The following is a 15,280-nucleotide window of genomic DNA, read 5'->3' on the forward strand; positions in this document are numbered from 1 at the left end:
CCTACATCAACGACACAAATAGGTGATTTACTTCACAAAAAGCCGTTAAAAATGAAAAACTAAACAGATTTTTAGACAAACACCGCGCCTTATATGTGATTTGAGTCACACTTTACAGGCCTGTATTTGTTTTATTTGTGTGACGTTAATCACAATTTATTTTTACCCTCTCACCAGCCACATGCATCTTATCCAGAACACCTCTCTGCCATACCACATCGCTAAAGCGTCGGGGCACGACGCGGTTAGGGGTAATTCACGCCAGTTATTCCTCTGAGCGCATTCATTAAATTCTGCTGCTGTAGAGGTAACGCTGCCACCATGCTGTTATATTGCGCCACCTGTTGCGGCGTACGGAATTGCACGGACGCGCCATTAAACACAGCCTGATCGCCCTGAGCCTGAAGGAAATCGCCGATCTGGATCAGGCTCTGTGCGAAGGCAATCGCATTCGGAATGGCGGGTAGCAGCGCATTGGTGGGCTGTATTACCGTGCGTGCATACAACCGCTCATAGGGTATTTGCACGTCTTCGGGCTGTTTTAGCAGCCGATGGGCATTGTCTGCCTGCACTTTCGCCGCCTGCACATGCTGGCTCAACAGGTTCATTGCCCCAATGGATTGCCGAAGGTCATCACGCTGTGCCAAATAGTCTTTAGGGACGCGAATACGGGAAATTTGTCCCAGCATCGGTGTTAAACTGCCGGACACCGCCTGATTAAACTGCTGAGAAAAGGTGGTTAAGATCGCGTAATCGTTAGTGAAATTGCCAAAATTCTTCTTCTGCTCTTCCGTCAACGTCGGCAATTTCCCATCCTGCTGCGACTGCACGATTTGCAGGAATGCAACGAATGCCTTCCGCTGATCGGCTTCGCTGTCACCACAGGCAGCCAGTTGCAATGCCGCCAGAATAACCAGAACTGGCAGCAGCCAGCGTGAACGGTACGTCATCAGCCTTCTCATTCCCTACTCCTGTTACGCTTACTGCCCCGCCAGCCATGCTTTATTCAAACAAAAACACGCTGACGACGGATTTTCCATGACAAGATTTTCTACGACATAAGCATAGTCGAATCAGGCTGGCTGTGCAGAAAAAGGCCAAGCCTGACAACGAATACCGCTCGTTTAGGCATCGGGATACACGGGGCGACCATAGGATTTTACCAACGAAGTCGTCAGTCGATACGGATCGATACGAATCGATACCGCGGGGTGAGGCGGGACGCTTTGCGGAGCGGAAAAAAATAACCCCCGAACAGGCGAACCTACTCGGGGGTTAGTATTACGTAACGCTATCGCCGTTATTGCAGGACGGAAATATCCGCAACCTGCAAGAACAGCTCACGCAGTTGGCTCAGCAGCGTCAGGCGGTTCACTCGAACCTGCTCATCTTCCGCCATGACCATCACCTGATCGAAGAACGCATCGACAGGCTCACGCAGTGAGGCCAGCTCAACCAGCGCTTCCTGATAGCGGCCTTCAGCGAACAGCGGCGTCAGTTTGTCGCGCAGCACGACAAGGTGCGTGGCCAGCGTAATTTCCGCCGCGTCTTTCAATACGGCAGCGTTGACGCTCTCGTTCAGCGTATCGGTAGATTTCGCCAGAATGTTGGAAACGCGCTTGTTAGCCGCTGCCAGCGCCGCGGCGGCATCCAACGAACGGAAGTGGCTGACGGCTTTCACGCGGGCATCGAAATCAGCCGGACGGGTCGGACGACGCGCTAATACCGCCTGAATGGTATCCACGCTGTGGCCTTCTTCCTGATACCAGGCACGGAAGCGACCGAGCATAAACTCAATCACGTCATCCACAACCTTGGCATTAGACAGCTTATCGCCATACAAACGCGCCGCTTCTTCGGTCAGCGTCTGCAAATCCAGCGGCAGACGTTTTTCGACGATGATGCGCAGCACACCGAGGGCAGCACGACGCAGCGCAAACGGGTCTTTGTCGCCTTTAGGATGTTGGCCGATGCCAAAAATCCCTGCCAGCGAATCCATTTTGTCGGCAATCGCCAGCGCACAGGCCACCGCAGAAGACGGCAGTTCGTCACCCGCAAAGCGCGGCTGATACTGCTCATTCAACGCCACGGCAACATCTTCCGCTTCGCCATCATGACGCGCATAGTGCATCCCCATCACGCCCTGCGTGTCGGTGAATTCGAACACCATGTTGGTCATCAGGTCACACTTGGACAGCAGACCCGCGCGCGTCGCGTGATTCACATCAGCGCCAATCTGACCAGCAACCCAGCCAGCCAGTGCCTGAATACGGTCAGTTTTGTCGCGCAATGAACCTAACTGCTGCTGGAACAAGACGGTTTCCAGACGCGGCAGGTGATCTTCCAAACGCTTCTTACGGTCGGTATTGAAGAAGAATTCGGCGTCAGCCAGACGCGGGCGCACCACTTTTTCGTTACCGGAAATAATCTGCTGTGGATCTTTGGATTCGATATTGGCAACAAAGATGAAGTTCGGCAGCAGATTGCCGCTGTTGTCGTAAACCGGGAAATACTTCTGGTCACCTTTCATGGTGTAAACCAGCGCTTCGGACGGCACAGCGAGGAATTTTTCTTCAAATTTCGCGGTCAGCACCACTGGCCATTCCACCAGCGAGGTGACTTCTTCCAGCAGGCTGTCGCTCAGATCGGCATTACCGCCAATCTTGCGTGCGGCTTCTTCTGCATCGGCTTTGATTTTCGCTTTACGTGCATCGTAGTCGGCGACGACTTTACCGCGCTCCAGCAGAATTTGCGGATACTGTTCGGCGTTATCGATCGTAAATTCAGCTTCACCCATAAAGCGGTGACCGCGAAGAGTACGAGCGGAATCGATACCCAATACCTGACCGGGGATCAGTTCTTCACCCAGCAGCATGGTTACCGTGTGCACCGGACGCACAAACTGCGTTTCTTTGTCGCTCCAGCGCATCAATTTTGGAATCGGCAGCTTAGATAATGCAGTGCTTACCATGCCAGCCAGCAGTGTCTGCGCCTGTTCGCCTTTCGCGTGAGCGCGATACAGCAGCCACTCGCCTTTGTCGGTCGTCAAACGTTCAGCTTGCTCAACGGTAATACCACAGCCACGCGCCCAGCCTTCTGCCGCTTTGGTCGGTTTGCCTTCAGCATCAAACGCTTGTGAGATCGCCGGACCACGTTTTTCTACTTCGCGATCGGGCTGAGAAGCGCTTAAGCGTGCCACTTTCAGCGCCAGACGGCGCGGCGCGGCAAACCAGCTTACGTCACCGTGTGCCAGATTGGCGGCATCCAGCTCCGCCGTGAAATTCGCGGCAAAAGATTCTGCCAGATTACGGAGAGCCTTCGGCGGCAGCTCTTCCGTGCCAATTTCCACCAGAAAAGTCTTGTCAGTCATCGCTGCCTCTTAGCTCTCTTTCTTATTACACATCGGGAAACCCAACGCCTCACGCGAGGCATAGTAGGCTTCCGCAACCGCTTTGGTCAGGGTACGAATACGCAGAATGTAGCGCTGGCGTTCGGTAACCGAGATCGCTTTACGCGCATCCAGCAGGTTAAAGCTGTGCGCCGCTTTCAGAATGCGTTCGTAAGCCGGTAAAGGCAGCGGTTTTTCCAGCGCCAGCAGGTGCTGCGCTTCTTTCTCATATTGCTCGAAGCAGCTGAACAGGAAATCGACATCAGCGTGTTCAAAGTTGTAGGTCGATTGCTCGACTTCGTTTTGATGGAACACGTCGCCGTAGGTGGTTTTCCCTAACGGGCCATCGCTCCAGACCAGATCGTAAACGCTATCAACGCCCTGAATGTACATCGCCAGACGTTCCAGACCGTAGGTGATCTCGCCCGTCACCGGTTTACATTCCAAACCGCCAACCTGCTGGAAGTAGGTAAACTGCGTGACTTCCATACCGTTCAACCAGACTTCCCAGCCCAGGCCCCATGCGCCCAGCGTTGGGTTTTCCCAGTTGTCTTCCACGAAGCGGATATCGTGAATGGTCGGATCCATACCCAGCTCTTTCAGAGAACCGAGGTACAGCTCCTGAATATTGTCCGGTGATGGCTTAATAACGACCTGAAACTGGTAATAGTGCTGTAAGCGGTTCGGGTTTTCACCGTAGCGTCCATCGGTCGGACGACGAGAAGGCTGCACATAGGCGGCAGCCATCGGCTCCGGTCCCAGTGCCCGCAGGCAGGTCATAGGATGTGAAGTGCCTGCGCCGACTTCCATGTCCAATGGTTGAACAATGGTGCAGCCCTGGCGAGCCCAATAATCCTGTAACGTCAGGATCAGGCCCTGGAAGGTCTTGGTATCAAACTTTTGCATGTTGGATTCGCGCGCGATACAAGTGGATTTATAAGGAATGCGCCAGTATACCCTCTGACCGCAAGATATACAGCCAGAATGCGGCAACAAGTGCAAATCCCCCGTCATCATCTTTCAAATTTCAGGATCAGCCGGAAAAAACGGTCTGCAACATCTTCAGGCTCAACAGCAGCAACAGCGCGGCAAAGGCCTTTTTCAGCGTCGCCACGGGCAGACGGTGCGCCAGACGAGCCCCAACGGGCGCGGTGAAGAAGCTGACGGCAGAAATCAGGAGAACGGCAGGCAGAGAGACATAGCCGACGCTGTAATCAGGTAATCCCGTCGTCGACCAGCCGTTAATCATGTAGCCCAGCGCACCGGACAGGGCAATGGGTAGCCCCACCGCCGCCGATGTGCCAATCGCCTGCTGAATACGGACGTTGCACCACGTCAGGAACGGCACGGTGAGCGACCCGCCGCCGATAGCCACCAGCGCCGAAATGCTGCCAATCACCAGTCCCGCCAGCAACACACCTGCCGTACCGGGCAACTGGCGCTGCGGTTTTGGCTTGATATTCAGCACCATTTGCAGCGAAACGTAGGCCATAAAACAGGAGAAAAAGATCGCCAGCGCCCGCGTCGGTAACAGCGTCGCCAGCCAGGTGGCCGCGAATGTCCCAATCAGGATGGCAGGCGTAATCCGCATCACCACAGGCCAAAGCACCGCCTGATGTTGATGATGCGTGCGCAAGCTGGAAATCGCCGTGACGACAATCGCCGCCATTGATGTGCCCAACGCCAGATGCACCAGATGCGTATTCTCCACGCCCTGTGCAGCAAACAGCGCCGTTAGCACTGGCACCATAATACCGCCACCGCCAATACCCAATAACCCCGCCATAAAACCAACTACCGCGCCTAATGCCAGATAGGCTGCTATCCACTCTACTGCCATTCCCTGTACCCCTGTCTCTGTCTATGCTTTTCTTATGATCGATTGAACAGCCTTGAGCGAATAAAGCGAATAAATAGCCCTAAGCTGTTGGCGAAACATTATTCATGATTCCGCGACGACTTTCTGCCCCATCCGCAAGCGACCTTTCATATCTGCGAGCACACCCGCAAAACACTGGTTGCATATACAGCAACATAAATGCCATGATCGATCCCGACTTGCGACAGACTGCCTTACAATGAACGGCTCACCCTAATCAGGAGAAAGGTATGCAACGCTGCGGCTGGGTTACACAAGACACCTTATATCAGGATTACCACGATAACGAGTGGGGGAAACCCTGCACCGACAGCCAGAAGCTGTTTGAGTTACTGTGTCTGGAGGGCCAGCAGGCAGGTCTTTCCTGGATTACCGTCCTGAAAAAACGCGAACACTATCGCCGTTGCTTCCACCAGTTCGATCCTGAGCAAGTGGCGCAGATGACGCAGGATGACGTCGAGCGACTGGTGCAGGACAGCAGCATTATTCGCCATCGCGGAAAAATCGAGGCAATTATCACCAATGCAAAAGCGTGGGTGGCGATGGAAAGTCAGGGAGAGCGTTTCTCGCACTTCATTTGGTCTTTCGTCGAACACCAACCGCGTCTCAATCACCCCGCTTCGCTCACCGAGGTGCCAGCTAAAACCGACGTTTCAGATGCCATGTCCAAGGCCCTGAAGAAACGCGGCTTCAAATTTATCGGTTCAACCATCTGTTACGCCTTCATGCAGGCAGGTGGATTGGTCAATGACCATGTCACCGACTGCTTTTGTCATCAGGAAAGCCCCTCATGATTCGACCTTACCGCGACCCCGATCTCGAACCGCTGATGCAGCTTTGGCTGAAAAGTACCACTCTGGCGCATCCGTTTATTCGTGAAGGTTATTGGCGAGAAAGTGCCAGCGCGGTACGTGAGATCTATATTCCCCAGTCGCAAACCTGGGTTTATGAGGAACAAGGGAGCCTCATCGGCTTTATCAGCGTGCTGGAGGCACGGTTCATCGGCGCGCTGTTTGTGGAACAAGCCTATTATGGCAAGCAGATTGGTACAGCGCTGATCCAGCATGTTCAGGCACAGTACCCCTTACTCAGCCTGGAAGTGTATCAGCAGAATACGCGCGCCTGCCGGTTCTACCATAAGCAGGGATTTGTCATCGTGGAGGAAAACGTCAATCAGGATACACAGGCCACGGCGCTGATCATGCAGTGGAAACAGGAACATCCTGTGTGTTTACGATGAGGCGGTTGCTCATCACATCAATCGTGCAGACTTCCCATTAATCACGGTTAACCTTGGGCAGGTGCGGGGGCGGTATCGCTTGCAGTCTCTCGCCAGCTACGCGATTATTCGATGAGCTATTTCTACGTTAACTTCCTTAATCTGCTGGAGTTTGTGATGAAACCTAGCGTTATCCTGTATAAAAAAATTGCTGACGACCTACGCGCTCGTTTAGACCAACACTTCACCGTCACTGAACTTGACGCCTTTCCCTCCCTCGACCACCCCGCTCTGGCAACGGCCGAAGGCATCATTGGTTCCGGCGGTAAAGTCGATAAAGATTTCCTGCAACACGCACCGCGTTTACGCGCGGCTTCCACCATTTCAGTCGGTTATGACACCTTTAACGTCGACGCGCTGAATGAAAAAGGGGTGATTCTCATGCACACCCCGACCGTGCTGACGGAAACGGTAGCGGATACAGTTCTGGCACTGATGCTCGCCAGCGCGCGCCGGGTCGTGGAAGTGGCCGAGCGGGTCAAGGCGGGCGAATGGAAAGAGGGGGTAGGCAGCGACTGGTTTGGTACCGACGTTCACCATAAAACCATCGGTATTCTGGGGATGGGCCGCATTGGTCTGGCCGTCGCGCAACGCGCCCACTTTGGTTTCAGCATGCCGGTTCTGTACAACGCACGCCGCCATCACGCCGAAGCCGAGCAGCGTTTTAATGCCCGCCACTGCGATCTTGATACGCTATTGGCTGAATCTGATTTCCTCTGTATCACGCTGCCGCTTACGACGGAAACTCACCATCTGATTGGCCGCGAGCAGTTGGCAAAAATGAAGTCCAGCGCCATTTTGATTAATATCGGTCGTGGTGCCGTTGTGGATGAAGACGCGCTAACGGAAGCCCTGGTGAAAGGGACAATCCAGGGCGCAGGTCTGGATGTGTTTGTCAAAGAACCGCTGCCCGTCGATTCTCCACTGCTGGATTTACCTAACGTGGTGGCGCTGCCGCACATCGGTTCTGCCACGCACGAAACTCGTTACGGCATGGCTGCCTGCGCCGTTGACAACCTGATTGCCGCCCTGAGCGGTCAGGTGAAAGAAAACTGCGTGAATCCGCAGGTTTTGAAATAACCCTAAGTCGACCTTAGCGCTGCGACGAGGCTTTCGCAGCGCTGCTTTTCCCCACGAACCAACCCCATCATCACACGCGAAACGCGGCGATTTCTCGCAAAAACCATGCTTTTTCCTAACTAAAAACTGGATAACCAATACCGGTATTGTTCTTTGCGGTTTCTTACTTCCTATGGAAGTATCGGCTGTAACGAGCGGTTAACGTCTTCTGCTGTATTCCCCGTTTCAGGACGTAATCGATACGCGTATTTACCTGATAAAAAACAAATTTAATAAAAACCATCACCTGTAGGGAAAACCATCGTGGCGACTTTTTTGCATCCTCATCAGAAACTCACTATTTTTGCCTCATTGCTCCTTCTGGGCGGTGCGTTAAGCGCACAGGCAGCGAACGACACACCGAAAATCGGCGGCACGCTGATTTATCTGGAACAGCAGGCGCACACCAACCTCTATACGCCCGCAGGTGGGTTTTACCCGAACGGCGGCATTCTCAACCAGATTACCGATAAACTGACGTATCAGAACCCCGAAACGCTGGAGATCGAGCCGTGGATTGCGGAATCCTGGACCATTAATGCGGGTAACACCGAATACACGTTCAAGATTCGTCCCGGTGTCAGCTTCTCTGACGGTACGCCGCTGGATGCCAACGCGGTAGCGAAAAACTTCGATACCTATGGGTTAGGAAATACGGCGCTCAACCAGCCGGTTTCCGAGGTCATCAATAACTACCTACGCAGTGAAGTCATCGATCCGCTCACGGTGAAGTTTTACTTTAAGAAGCCGTCTCCGGGCTTTCTGCAAGGGACTGCAACCATCGGTTCCGGTCTGGTTTCTCTCAGTACGCTGGAGCGCAATTTCAACCAGTTAGGCAATGCTAAAAACATTATTGGCTCCGGCCCGTTCGTGGTGAGCAGCGAGAAACTGGGACGCGAACTGAAGCTAACCGCCCGTAAGGATTACAACTGGGCACCGGTTAAATCGAAGCATCAGGGGCGCGCCTATCTGGACGGTATTACCTATCTGGTGACCCCGGAAGACAGCGTGCGTATTGGCGCGTTGGTATCCGGTCAGGCTGACTTCATTCGTCAGATTCAGGCCTATGATGAGAAGCGGGTGCAGAGTCAGGGCTTCAATCTTTATGCTCCGCCGACGCGCGGCGTCAATAACAGCGTAGTTTTCCGCCCGGATAACCCGCTGGTCGCCGATATCCGCGTGCGTAAAGCACTGCTGCACGCCACCAACACCAAAGAGATCATCGATACGCTGTTCTCAGACAACTACCCACAGGCCACGTCACCGCTGGCTAAAACCGCCGCTGGCTATGTCGATCTCTCCAGCAAGCTCACGTTCGATCCCGCACAGGCCAACAAACTGCTAGATGACGCGGGCTGGAAAACCGGCTCGCAGGGATTACGGCAAAAGGATGGCAAAACGCTGGAGCTGACCGCCTATGAATCCCTGCCGCAACCGCAGAACAAAGAAACCTTACAGCTGGTTTCTCAACAGTGGGCAAAAGTCGGCGTGAAGCTGAACGTGCTGGCAGGCGATGCGGGCAGCAAGACCGTCGATAGCCTGGATCCGCTGAAAACCGGCGTGGCTCCCGCGATGGTAGGCCGTGCCGACCCGGATGTGCTGAAAAGCCAGTATTACCCGACGGTACGTAACGTCCTGCTGCAAAAAGGCGGTTCCAGCGACAAGGTGAACACCTTTGTAGATTCACATCTGAATACGCTATTGGATGGCATCGCGGCGGAAACCGACCGCAGCAAGCGGCTGACGCTGGTTGGAGAGGTGCAGAGTTACCTGATCGATCAGGCCTACGTCATTCCTATTTTTGAAGAACCGCAGGTGTTTGCTGGCGCCCCTACCACGAAAGGCATCGCGTTTGAAGCCGTTGGTCGCCCCAGCTTCTACAACACCTGGCTGGATAAGTAACACAGAAGAAAGAAGGAGGAGGTCATCATGAACCGATATCTGGCATTGCGCATCGGTCAGGCACTGCTCGTCCTGTGGGCGGCATTTACTCTGTCTTTTATCCTGCTTCAAGCGATGCCGGGTGATGCGGTACTGATCAAGTTCCAAAACCCAGAGCTCGGCCTCAGCACCGAGCAGATCGCCCAGTTACGTTTGTCCTACGGTGCCGATACACCGGTACTCACGCAATATTTTCATGCGATAGCCCAGATCCTGCGGGGCGATCTCGGCCTCTCTCTTCAGGCGGGCGTGCCGGTCACCGAGCTGATTGCCGCAAATCTGCCGCCTACGCTGCTGCTCGCGGTGCTGGGTTTTATTGCCGCTGGGCTGCTGGCGTTTGCCCTCGCGTTCTTATCGACGTTAACGCCGTTCCAGTGGCTGCGAACCGTGCTTCAATCGCTACCGTCGCTGTTTATTTCCGTGCCGACCTTCTGGCTCGGCATCGTACTGATTCAAATTTTCTCTTTCCGTCTGGGGCTGATCCCGGTGATTAACCCCGGCGAATGGGAAGGGCTGATTTTGCCCGTTCTCACGCTGGCATTGCCGATTTCCGCTCCGCTTGCCCAAGTACTAATGCGCAGCATCGATCAGGTGCAAACCCAGCCGTTTGTTGCCGTCGCCCGTGCCAAAGGCGCCAGCCGCAGCGGCGTACTCTGGCGACACATCGCCCGCAACGCGATGCTGCCCACACTGACCATCGCCGGCCTGCTGTTGGGCGAGCTGATTGCGGGCGCACTGATTACCGAAACCGTATTTGGCCGTAACGGGCTCGGCCAGTTGACGCAGGAAGCCGTGAACTATCAGGACAGCAGCGTATTGCAGGCCATCGTACTGATTTCCGCTGCCGCCTTTGTTGTTGTCAATCTGGCCGTCGACCTGCTCTATCCCCTTCTCGATCCGCGCCTGAAAAAAACGCCAGGAGCCACGCTATGACTACCGTACAGCTGGAAAAAATTACGTTTCCTCTTCTGCGCAAGCGGCCTCTGCTGCGTCGCTACGCCTTTCAGCCGGGGCTGTTGCTGGCCTGGCTGGTTATGCTGACCGTCGCGCTCTGGGCGCTGTTCCCCAGCTGGTTTACCGGCTATAGCCCGACGGAAGGCATCGCGGGCGCACAGCGGCTGGCACCTGACGCCGACTACTGGCTCGGCACCGACCAGTTGGGGCGCGATCTCTATGCGCGCATCGTTTATGGCGCGGTGCACTCGCTTTCGGGCGCGGTTATCGCCGTCGGGCTGGGTCTGGTGCTCGGCAGCCTGTTCGGTCTGTTGGCGGGCGCGGTGGGCGGCTGGCTGGATAGCATCGTGATGCGCAGCATTGATGTATTACTGGCTATCCCCGGCCTATTGCTGGCACTGAGCGTCATTATCCTCTTGGGTTTCGGCACGGTTAACGCCGCGATTGCCGTGGGCGTCACCTCCGTCGCCAGTTTCACCCGACTGGTGCGTTCAGAAGTGCTGCGCGTGCGCCACAGCGACTACGTCGAAGCCGCCTATGGCAGCGGCGGCACCTTTTTCAGCGTGCTATGGCGGCACATCCTGCCGAACTCACTGACTACCGTTTTCGCCTTTGCCGCCCTGCAATTCGGCAGCGCGATTCTGGCTATCTCCACGCTGAGCTTCCTCGGCTACGGCGCACCGCCACCCACGCCGGAATGGGGTTTGCTGATCGCCGAAGGCCGCAACTACATCGCAACCGCCTGGTGGCTAACCACCTTCCCCGGCCTGATTGTCGTACTCGTTGTGCTGTCCGCTAACCGTATCAGCCAGTCGATCAGGAGGACGGAACGATGAGCCTGTCAGCCAGCTTACAAACCAGCGCGGCCGTGCCCGTACTGGCTCTGGAAAACGTCACGATTGCCTATCGCAGTGACGATCGCGAGCAGACTGTGGTCGAAGGCGTCTCTTTCCATATTCAGCCCGGTGAAGTGGTGGCGCTGGTGGGGGAATCCGGTTCAGGGAAGACGACCACCGCGCAGGCTGTCATCGGTTTACTCGCCGAGAACGGCAGGTTAACGCGCGGCTCCATTCGGCTAAATGGCGTGGATATCAGCGGCTGGTCGCAGAAGCGATTGGATAGCGTGCGCGGTGCACAGATCAGTCTGATCCCGCAAGATCCCACCAGCTCCCTGAACCCGGTGCAGACCATCGGCGAGCAGGTAGACGAGATTCTGCGGATTCATCAGCGGGAAGATCGTCAGACTATCCGTCAGAAAACGCTGGCGCTGCTGGAACGCGTGGGGCTAAACCAGCCGGAGCTGCGCGCAAAGCAGTATCCGCATGAGCTGTCCGGCGGTATGAAACAGCGCGTCCTGATCGCCATTGCGATTGCGCTAAAACCCGCGCTGATTATTGCCGATGAGCCCACCAGCGCGCTGGACGTCACGGTGCAGAAACGTATTCTCGATCTGCTCGATGAGCTACGGCGCGAAAATGGGACGGCGGTGCTGTTCGTCACGCACGATCTGGGGGTGGCGGCCGAGCGTGCCGATCGGCTGCTGGTCTTCCAGAACGGCTACATTCAGGAACAGGGGCCAACACTTGAGGTGCTCAACGCGCCCGCAAGCCATTATGCCCGCACGCTGCTGGCGAACGTGCCGTCGCTTAACCCCACTCCGCGTCCACCGCGCAACCATGCTTCCGATATTATTGTCTCGGTTGAAAATCTGGTGCAGACCTTTCCCCTGTCGGGCCGCAAAGGGGAACATTTTCGGGCCGTGGATGACGTTTCTTTCAGCGTGGCGCGCGGCACAACGCACGCCATTGTTGGCGAGTCTGGTTCCGGCAAAACCACCACGGCACGCAGCCTGCTCGGGTTCCATCACCCCAGCGCGGGGCGCATTCTGATCGACGGTACCGACATCACGCATCTGAAAGGTGAAGCGCTGCGGCAATTCCGGCAGAAAATCCAGTTGGTCTATCAAAACCCTTTTAGCTCGCTCGATCCGTCGCAGCGTCTCTACGACATCGTCGAGGAACCGCTGCGTAATTTTAATCGCCATACCGCCGCGCAGCGGGAGCGAAAAATTCATGAGATGTTCGAGCGCGTTGCCCTGCCGGTCGCGCTGCTGTCACGCAAACCGCGTGAGCTGTCCGGCGGCCAGCGCCAGCGTGTCGCCATCGCCCGGGCGCTGGTGCTGGAACCTCAGGTGCTGGTGCTGGACGAGGCCGTTTCCGCACTGGATGTCACCGTGCAGGCGCAGATTCTGCGTTTACTGGCTGAATTACAGGAATCACTCGGGCTGACGTACCTGTTCATTTCGCACGATTTAGCGGTGGTACGCCAAATCGCCGACACCGTTTCCGTGCTGTACCACGGCAAGCAGCTTGAATCCGGCCCGGTGGAGCAGATCTTCGCCCAGCCCGAACATCGCTACACCCGTGAACTCATCGAGGCCATCCCCGGGCAGAAACACCCAGCTTTTGCCCCCTCGCACCACGCTAAAATTCACTCTGAAACACATTCACTTTGAAAAAAGTCGCACTAAACCAAGGACTGTAGAATGACAACGAAACGGCTGGGATTTTTCACTCGATTGCTGGATGACGTATCCGCCCAGCAGCGCTATCGGCTGGCGACGGAACAGATCGTCAAAGCCGAACAATTAGGATTCGATAGCGCCTGGGTCGCACAGCACCACTTTCACGCTGATGAAGGCGGGCTGCCTTCACCGCTGGTGTTTCTGGCGCAGGTCGCCGCCCGCACTCAGCGCATCCAACTCGGCACCGGCGTGATTACGCTGCCAATGGAGGAGCCGCTGCGCGTAGCGGAAGACACCGCCGTGCTCGATTTACTCAGCAATGGCAGGCTGGAAGTCGGTGTAGGTTCTGGCGGCACGCCGTCCTCATTTGCCGCATTCGGCCACGACAGCACACAGCGCGGGCAGATCCTCGGGCGCTATCTGGAAAAACTGCGTGCCGCGTGGCGGGGGGAAGCCTTGAGCGAAGACGGTAATCAGCTCTACCCTGCCGCGCCGCATTTGGATAAGCGCGTCTGGCAGGCCACGTTTTCTATCGAAGGCGCGGAACGAGCGGGTAAAGCGGGCGATGGTCTGATGCTCTCTCGCACCCAGCCACGCCCGGAACATTTCCCGGACGCCACGCTGGCTGACCTGCAAAATCCGATGATCGACGCCTATCTGGCCGCACTGCCTACGGGCGTCACACCGCGCATTCTCAGCTCACGCAGCGTTTTTGTGGCTGACGATCGTCAATTAGCGCTGACTCTGGCAGAAAAAGGGCTTAATCGCTCCGCCGCCCGTTCCGGCACGTTCCGTGCGATCCCTCACGACTCGGTAGAGGCGCTGATCGCCTCCTTCGATAGCCATGTCGGCACCGCGCAGGATGTCATCGCGTCATTGCGGACAGACAGTTCGCTGGAGCGTGCGACCGATGTGACATTCCAGGTGCATTCCATCGATCCGCCGCATGCGCTGATTCTGCGCTCGCTTGAACTGATTGCCACTCAGGTGGCCCCGGCATTGGGCTGGAGACCCGCCGTCAAACAGAAAAGCCCGCTCGGGCAGGAGATTGCATGACGCACGCTAACACGTTACACACCTATGACGTACTGGATGCGCTTGCTGAAATCAGCTCGGATTCTGCCCTCGCCGCCGCCAGAAAAACCCGTGAGGCGGCAACCCGCCACACTCAGGGCAGCTACGATGCGCTGTTTAACGCCGACGCCGCAGACGATGCGACATTTCCGCTATCGCTGCGCTTCTGGTTTGCGACCAAAATCAGCGGCTGGCAGCAGGACGATCAGCTACAGCATTTTTATGCCGAGCGGCTGGTGGACTTCCCGGAACCCGCGCTGACACCTACGCTAAAGCTGGCGCTGGACCATGCCGAGCGTCTGACGAAAACGCCTGTGCAGGCCTCGGCGTCCCACGTCGACGCGCTGGAGCAGGCGGGCTGGTCGGTAGACGACATCGTGACGCTGTCGCAGCTCATCGCGTTTGTGAATTTTCAAAGCCGATTGCTGCGTGGCTATCGCCTGATTGCCGGTCATCGCGTCAGCCAACCGCATTCTCAGGCCGCTGTCGCAGGTCAGTGGCATACCCAACCGCAGACGCACAGCGGTAAGTCTGCGCCGCAGGCGTTTACTCAGGCAGAACTGGGCTGGGAACCGTGGATCGCCCCCAAACCGCTGGCCGCCTTCAATGCCGATGAGCAGGCGATTCTGGCGCGCTTCGGCCACACCGATTCCGACTATTTCCGTCTGCTAGGCCGCAATCTTCCGGTGCTGGAACAGCGCACGCTGACGGATAAAGGGATTTTCTATACCGCAGGCGGCCTGCCGCGCAAGGAGCGTGAACTGATCGCCGCCGTCACCAGCAAGGTCAACGGCTGCATCTACTGCGCCTCGGTACACGCGCGTAAAGCCAGCCAGCTATCCAAGCAGGACGGCGATGTGCAGCGGCTGCTGGACGTCGTCCCCGGCGGGGATTTGAGCATCGGCCACAGCCCGCGCTGGCAGGCGATTATCGATTTCTCGGCACGCCTTTCCGCCACGCCCGCGCAGGTCAACGCAAACGACCTGAAACAGTTGCAAGAACAGGGATTGGAAACGCTAGAGATTGTCGATGTGGTGCAGTCGGCCGCCTTCTTCTCATGGGCCAACCGACTGATGCTCACGCTAGGCGAACCGTTCTGGCCGGAGCATTAAATCAGCGTTG

Annotated in this window: 13 protein-coding genes; 9 read left to right on the forward strand and 4 right to left on the reverse strand. The window is 56.3% G+C overall.

Features of this window, described 5'->3' with window-relative positions:
- Positions 1 to 245 precede the first annotated feature (245 nt).
- The 4 genes from IG609_RS19780 to IG609_RS19795 all read right to left on the reverse strand — a co-directional run bounded on the left by IG609_RS19780 (position 246) and on the right by IG609_RS19795 (position 5,228).
- The gene (locus IG609_RS19780) at positions 246 to 950 is read right to left on the reverse strand and encodes a DUF3053 domain-containing protein (RefSeq protein ID WP_193399027.1); all 705 of its coding nucleotides are present in this window, start codon (positions 948 to 950) and stop codon (positions 246 to 248) included.
- 350 nt (positions 951 to 1,300) lie between these two features.
- Complete coding sequence (glyS, locus tag IG609_RS19785; RefSeq protein WP_193399026.1) at positions 1,301 to 3,370, reverse strand: glycine--tRNA ligase subunit beta; 2,070 nt, start codon at positions 3,368 to 3,370, stop codon at positions 1,301 to 1,303.
- 9 nt (positions 3,371 to 3,379) lie between these two features.
- Positions 3,380 to 4,294, reverse strand: coding sequence for a glycine--tRNA ligase subunit alpha (gene glyQ, locus IG609_RS19790; RefSeq protein WP_010286428.1), 915 nt, complete (start codon positions 4,292 to 4,294; stop codon positions 3,380 to 3,382).
- A 127-nt stretch (positions 4,295 to 4,421) separates the two neighbouring features.
- A complete protein-coding gene (locus IG609_RS19795; RefSeq protein ID WP_193400984.1) occupies positions 4,422 to 5,228 on the reverse strand; it encodes a sulfite exporter TauE/SafE family protein in 807 nt (268 codons plus the stop codon).
- Between the two features lie 269 nt (positions 5,229 to 5,497).
- Between IG609_RS19795 and IG609_RS19800 the strand changes: the two genes are divergently transcribed.
- From IG609_RS19800 to IG609_RS19840, 9 genes are all read left to right on the forward strand, one after another.
- Entirely contained in the window at positions 5,498 to 6,061 is a 564-nt protein-coding gene (locus IG609_RS19800) for a DNA-3-methyladenine glycosylase I (protein WP_193399025.1), read from the forward strand.
- Complete coding sequence (locus IG609_RS19805; protein ID WP_193399024.1) at positions 6,058 to 6,507, forward strand: N-acetyltransferase; 450 nt, start codon at positions 6,058 to 6,060, stop codon at positions 6,505 to 6,507. Before IG609_RS19800 ends, IG609_RS19805 begins: the two co-directional genes overlap by 4 nt.
- A gap of 156 nt (positions 6,508 to 6,663) precedes the next feature.
- Positions 6,664 to 7,626, forward strand: coding sequence for a glyoxylate/hydroxypyruvate reductase GhrB (gene ghrB / locus IG609_RS19810; RefSeq protein WP_193399056.1), 963 nt, complete (start codon positions 6,664 to 6,666; stop codon positions 7,624 to 7,626).
- Between the two features lie 303 nt (positions 7,627 to 7,929).
- Positions 7,930 to 9,567 carry a TIGR04028 family ABC transporter substrate-binding protein gene (locus tag IG609_RS19815; protein WP_193399023.1) on the forward strand — a complete coding sequence of 546 codons (1,638 nt, stop codon included), beginning with the start codon at positions 7,930 to 7,932 and terminating at the stop codon, positions 9,565 to 9,567.
- A gap of 27 nt (positions 9,568 to 9,594) precedes the next feature.
- Positions 9,595 to 10,539, forward strand: a complete 945-nt coding sequence (locus IG609_RS19820) for an ABC transporter permease (RefSeq protein WP_193399022.1) — start codon at positions 9,595 to 9,597, stop codon at positions 10,537 to 10,539.
- Positions 10,536 to 11,396: an ABC transporter permease gene (locus IG609_RS19825; RefSeq protein WP_193399021.1), complete on the forward strand. Its 861-nt coding sequence runs from the start codon at positions 10,536 to 10,538 to the stop codon at positions 11,394 to 11,396. The genes IG609_RS19820 and IG609_RS19825 overlap by 4 nt, the downstream gene beginning before the upstream one ends.
- Positions 11,393 to 13,075, forward strand: coding sequence for a dipeptide ABC transporter ATP-binding protein (locus IG609_RS19830; RefSeq protein WP_193399020.1), 1,683 nt, complete (start codon positions 11,393 to 11,395; stop codon positions 13,073 to 13,075). The genes IG609_RS19825 and IG609_RS19830 overlap by 4 nt, the downstream gene beginning before the upstream one ends.
- A gap of 30 nt (positions 13,076 to 13,105) precedes the next feature.
- On the forward strand, positions 13,106 to 14,140 hold the full coding sequence (locus IG609_RS19835) for a putative FMN-dependent luciferase-like monooxygenase (protein WP_193399019.1): 1,035 nt from the start codon (positions 13,106 to 13,108) through the stop codon (positions 14,138 to 14,140).
- On the forward strand, positions 14,137 to 15,270 hold the full coding sequence (locus tag IG609_RS19840; RefSeq protein WP_193399018.1) for an alkylhydroperoxidase domain protein: 1,134 nt from the start codon (positions 14,137 to 14,139) through the stop codon (positions 15,268 to 15,270). Before IG609_RS19835 ends, IG609_RS19840 begins: the two co-directional genes overlap by 4 nt.
- Positions 15,271 to 15,280 lie beyond the last annotated feature (10 nt).

Source organism: Pectobacterium quasiaquaticum (assembly GCF_014946775.2).
GTDB classification, from domain to species: domain Bacteria; phylum Pseudomonadota; class Gammaproteobacteria; order Enterobacterales; family Enterobacteriaceae; genus Pectobacterium; species Pectobacterium aquaticum.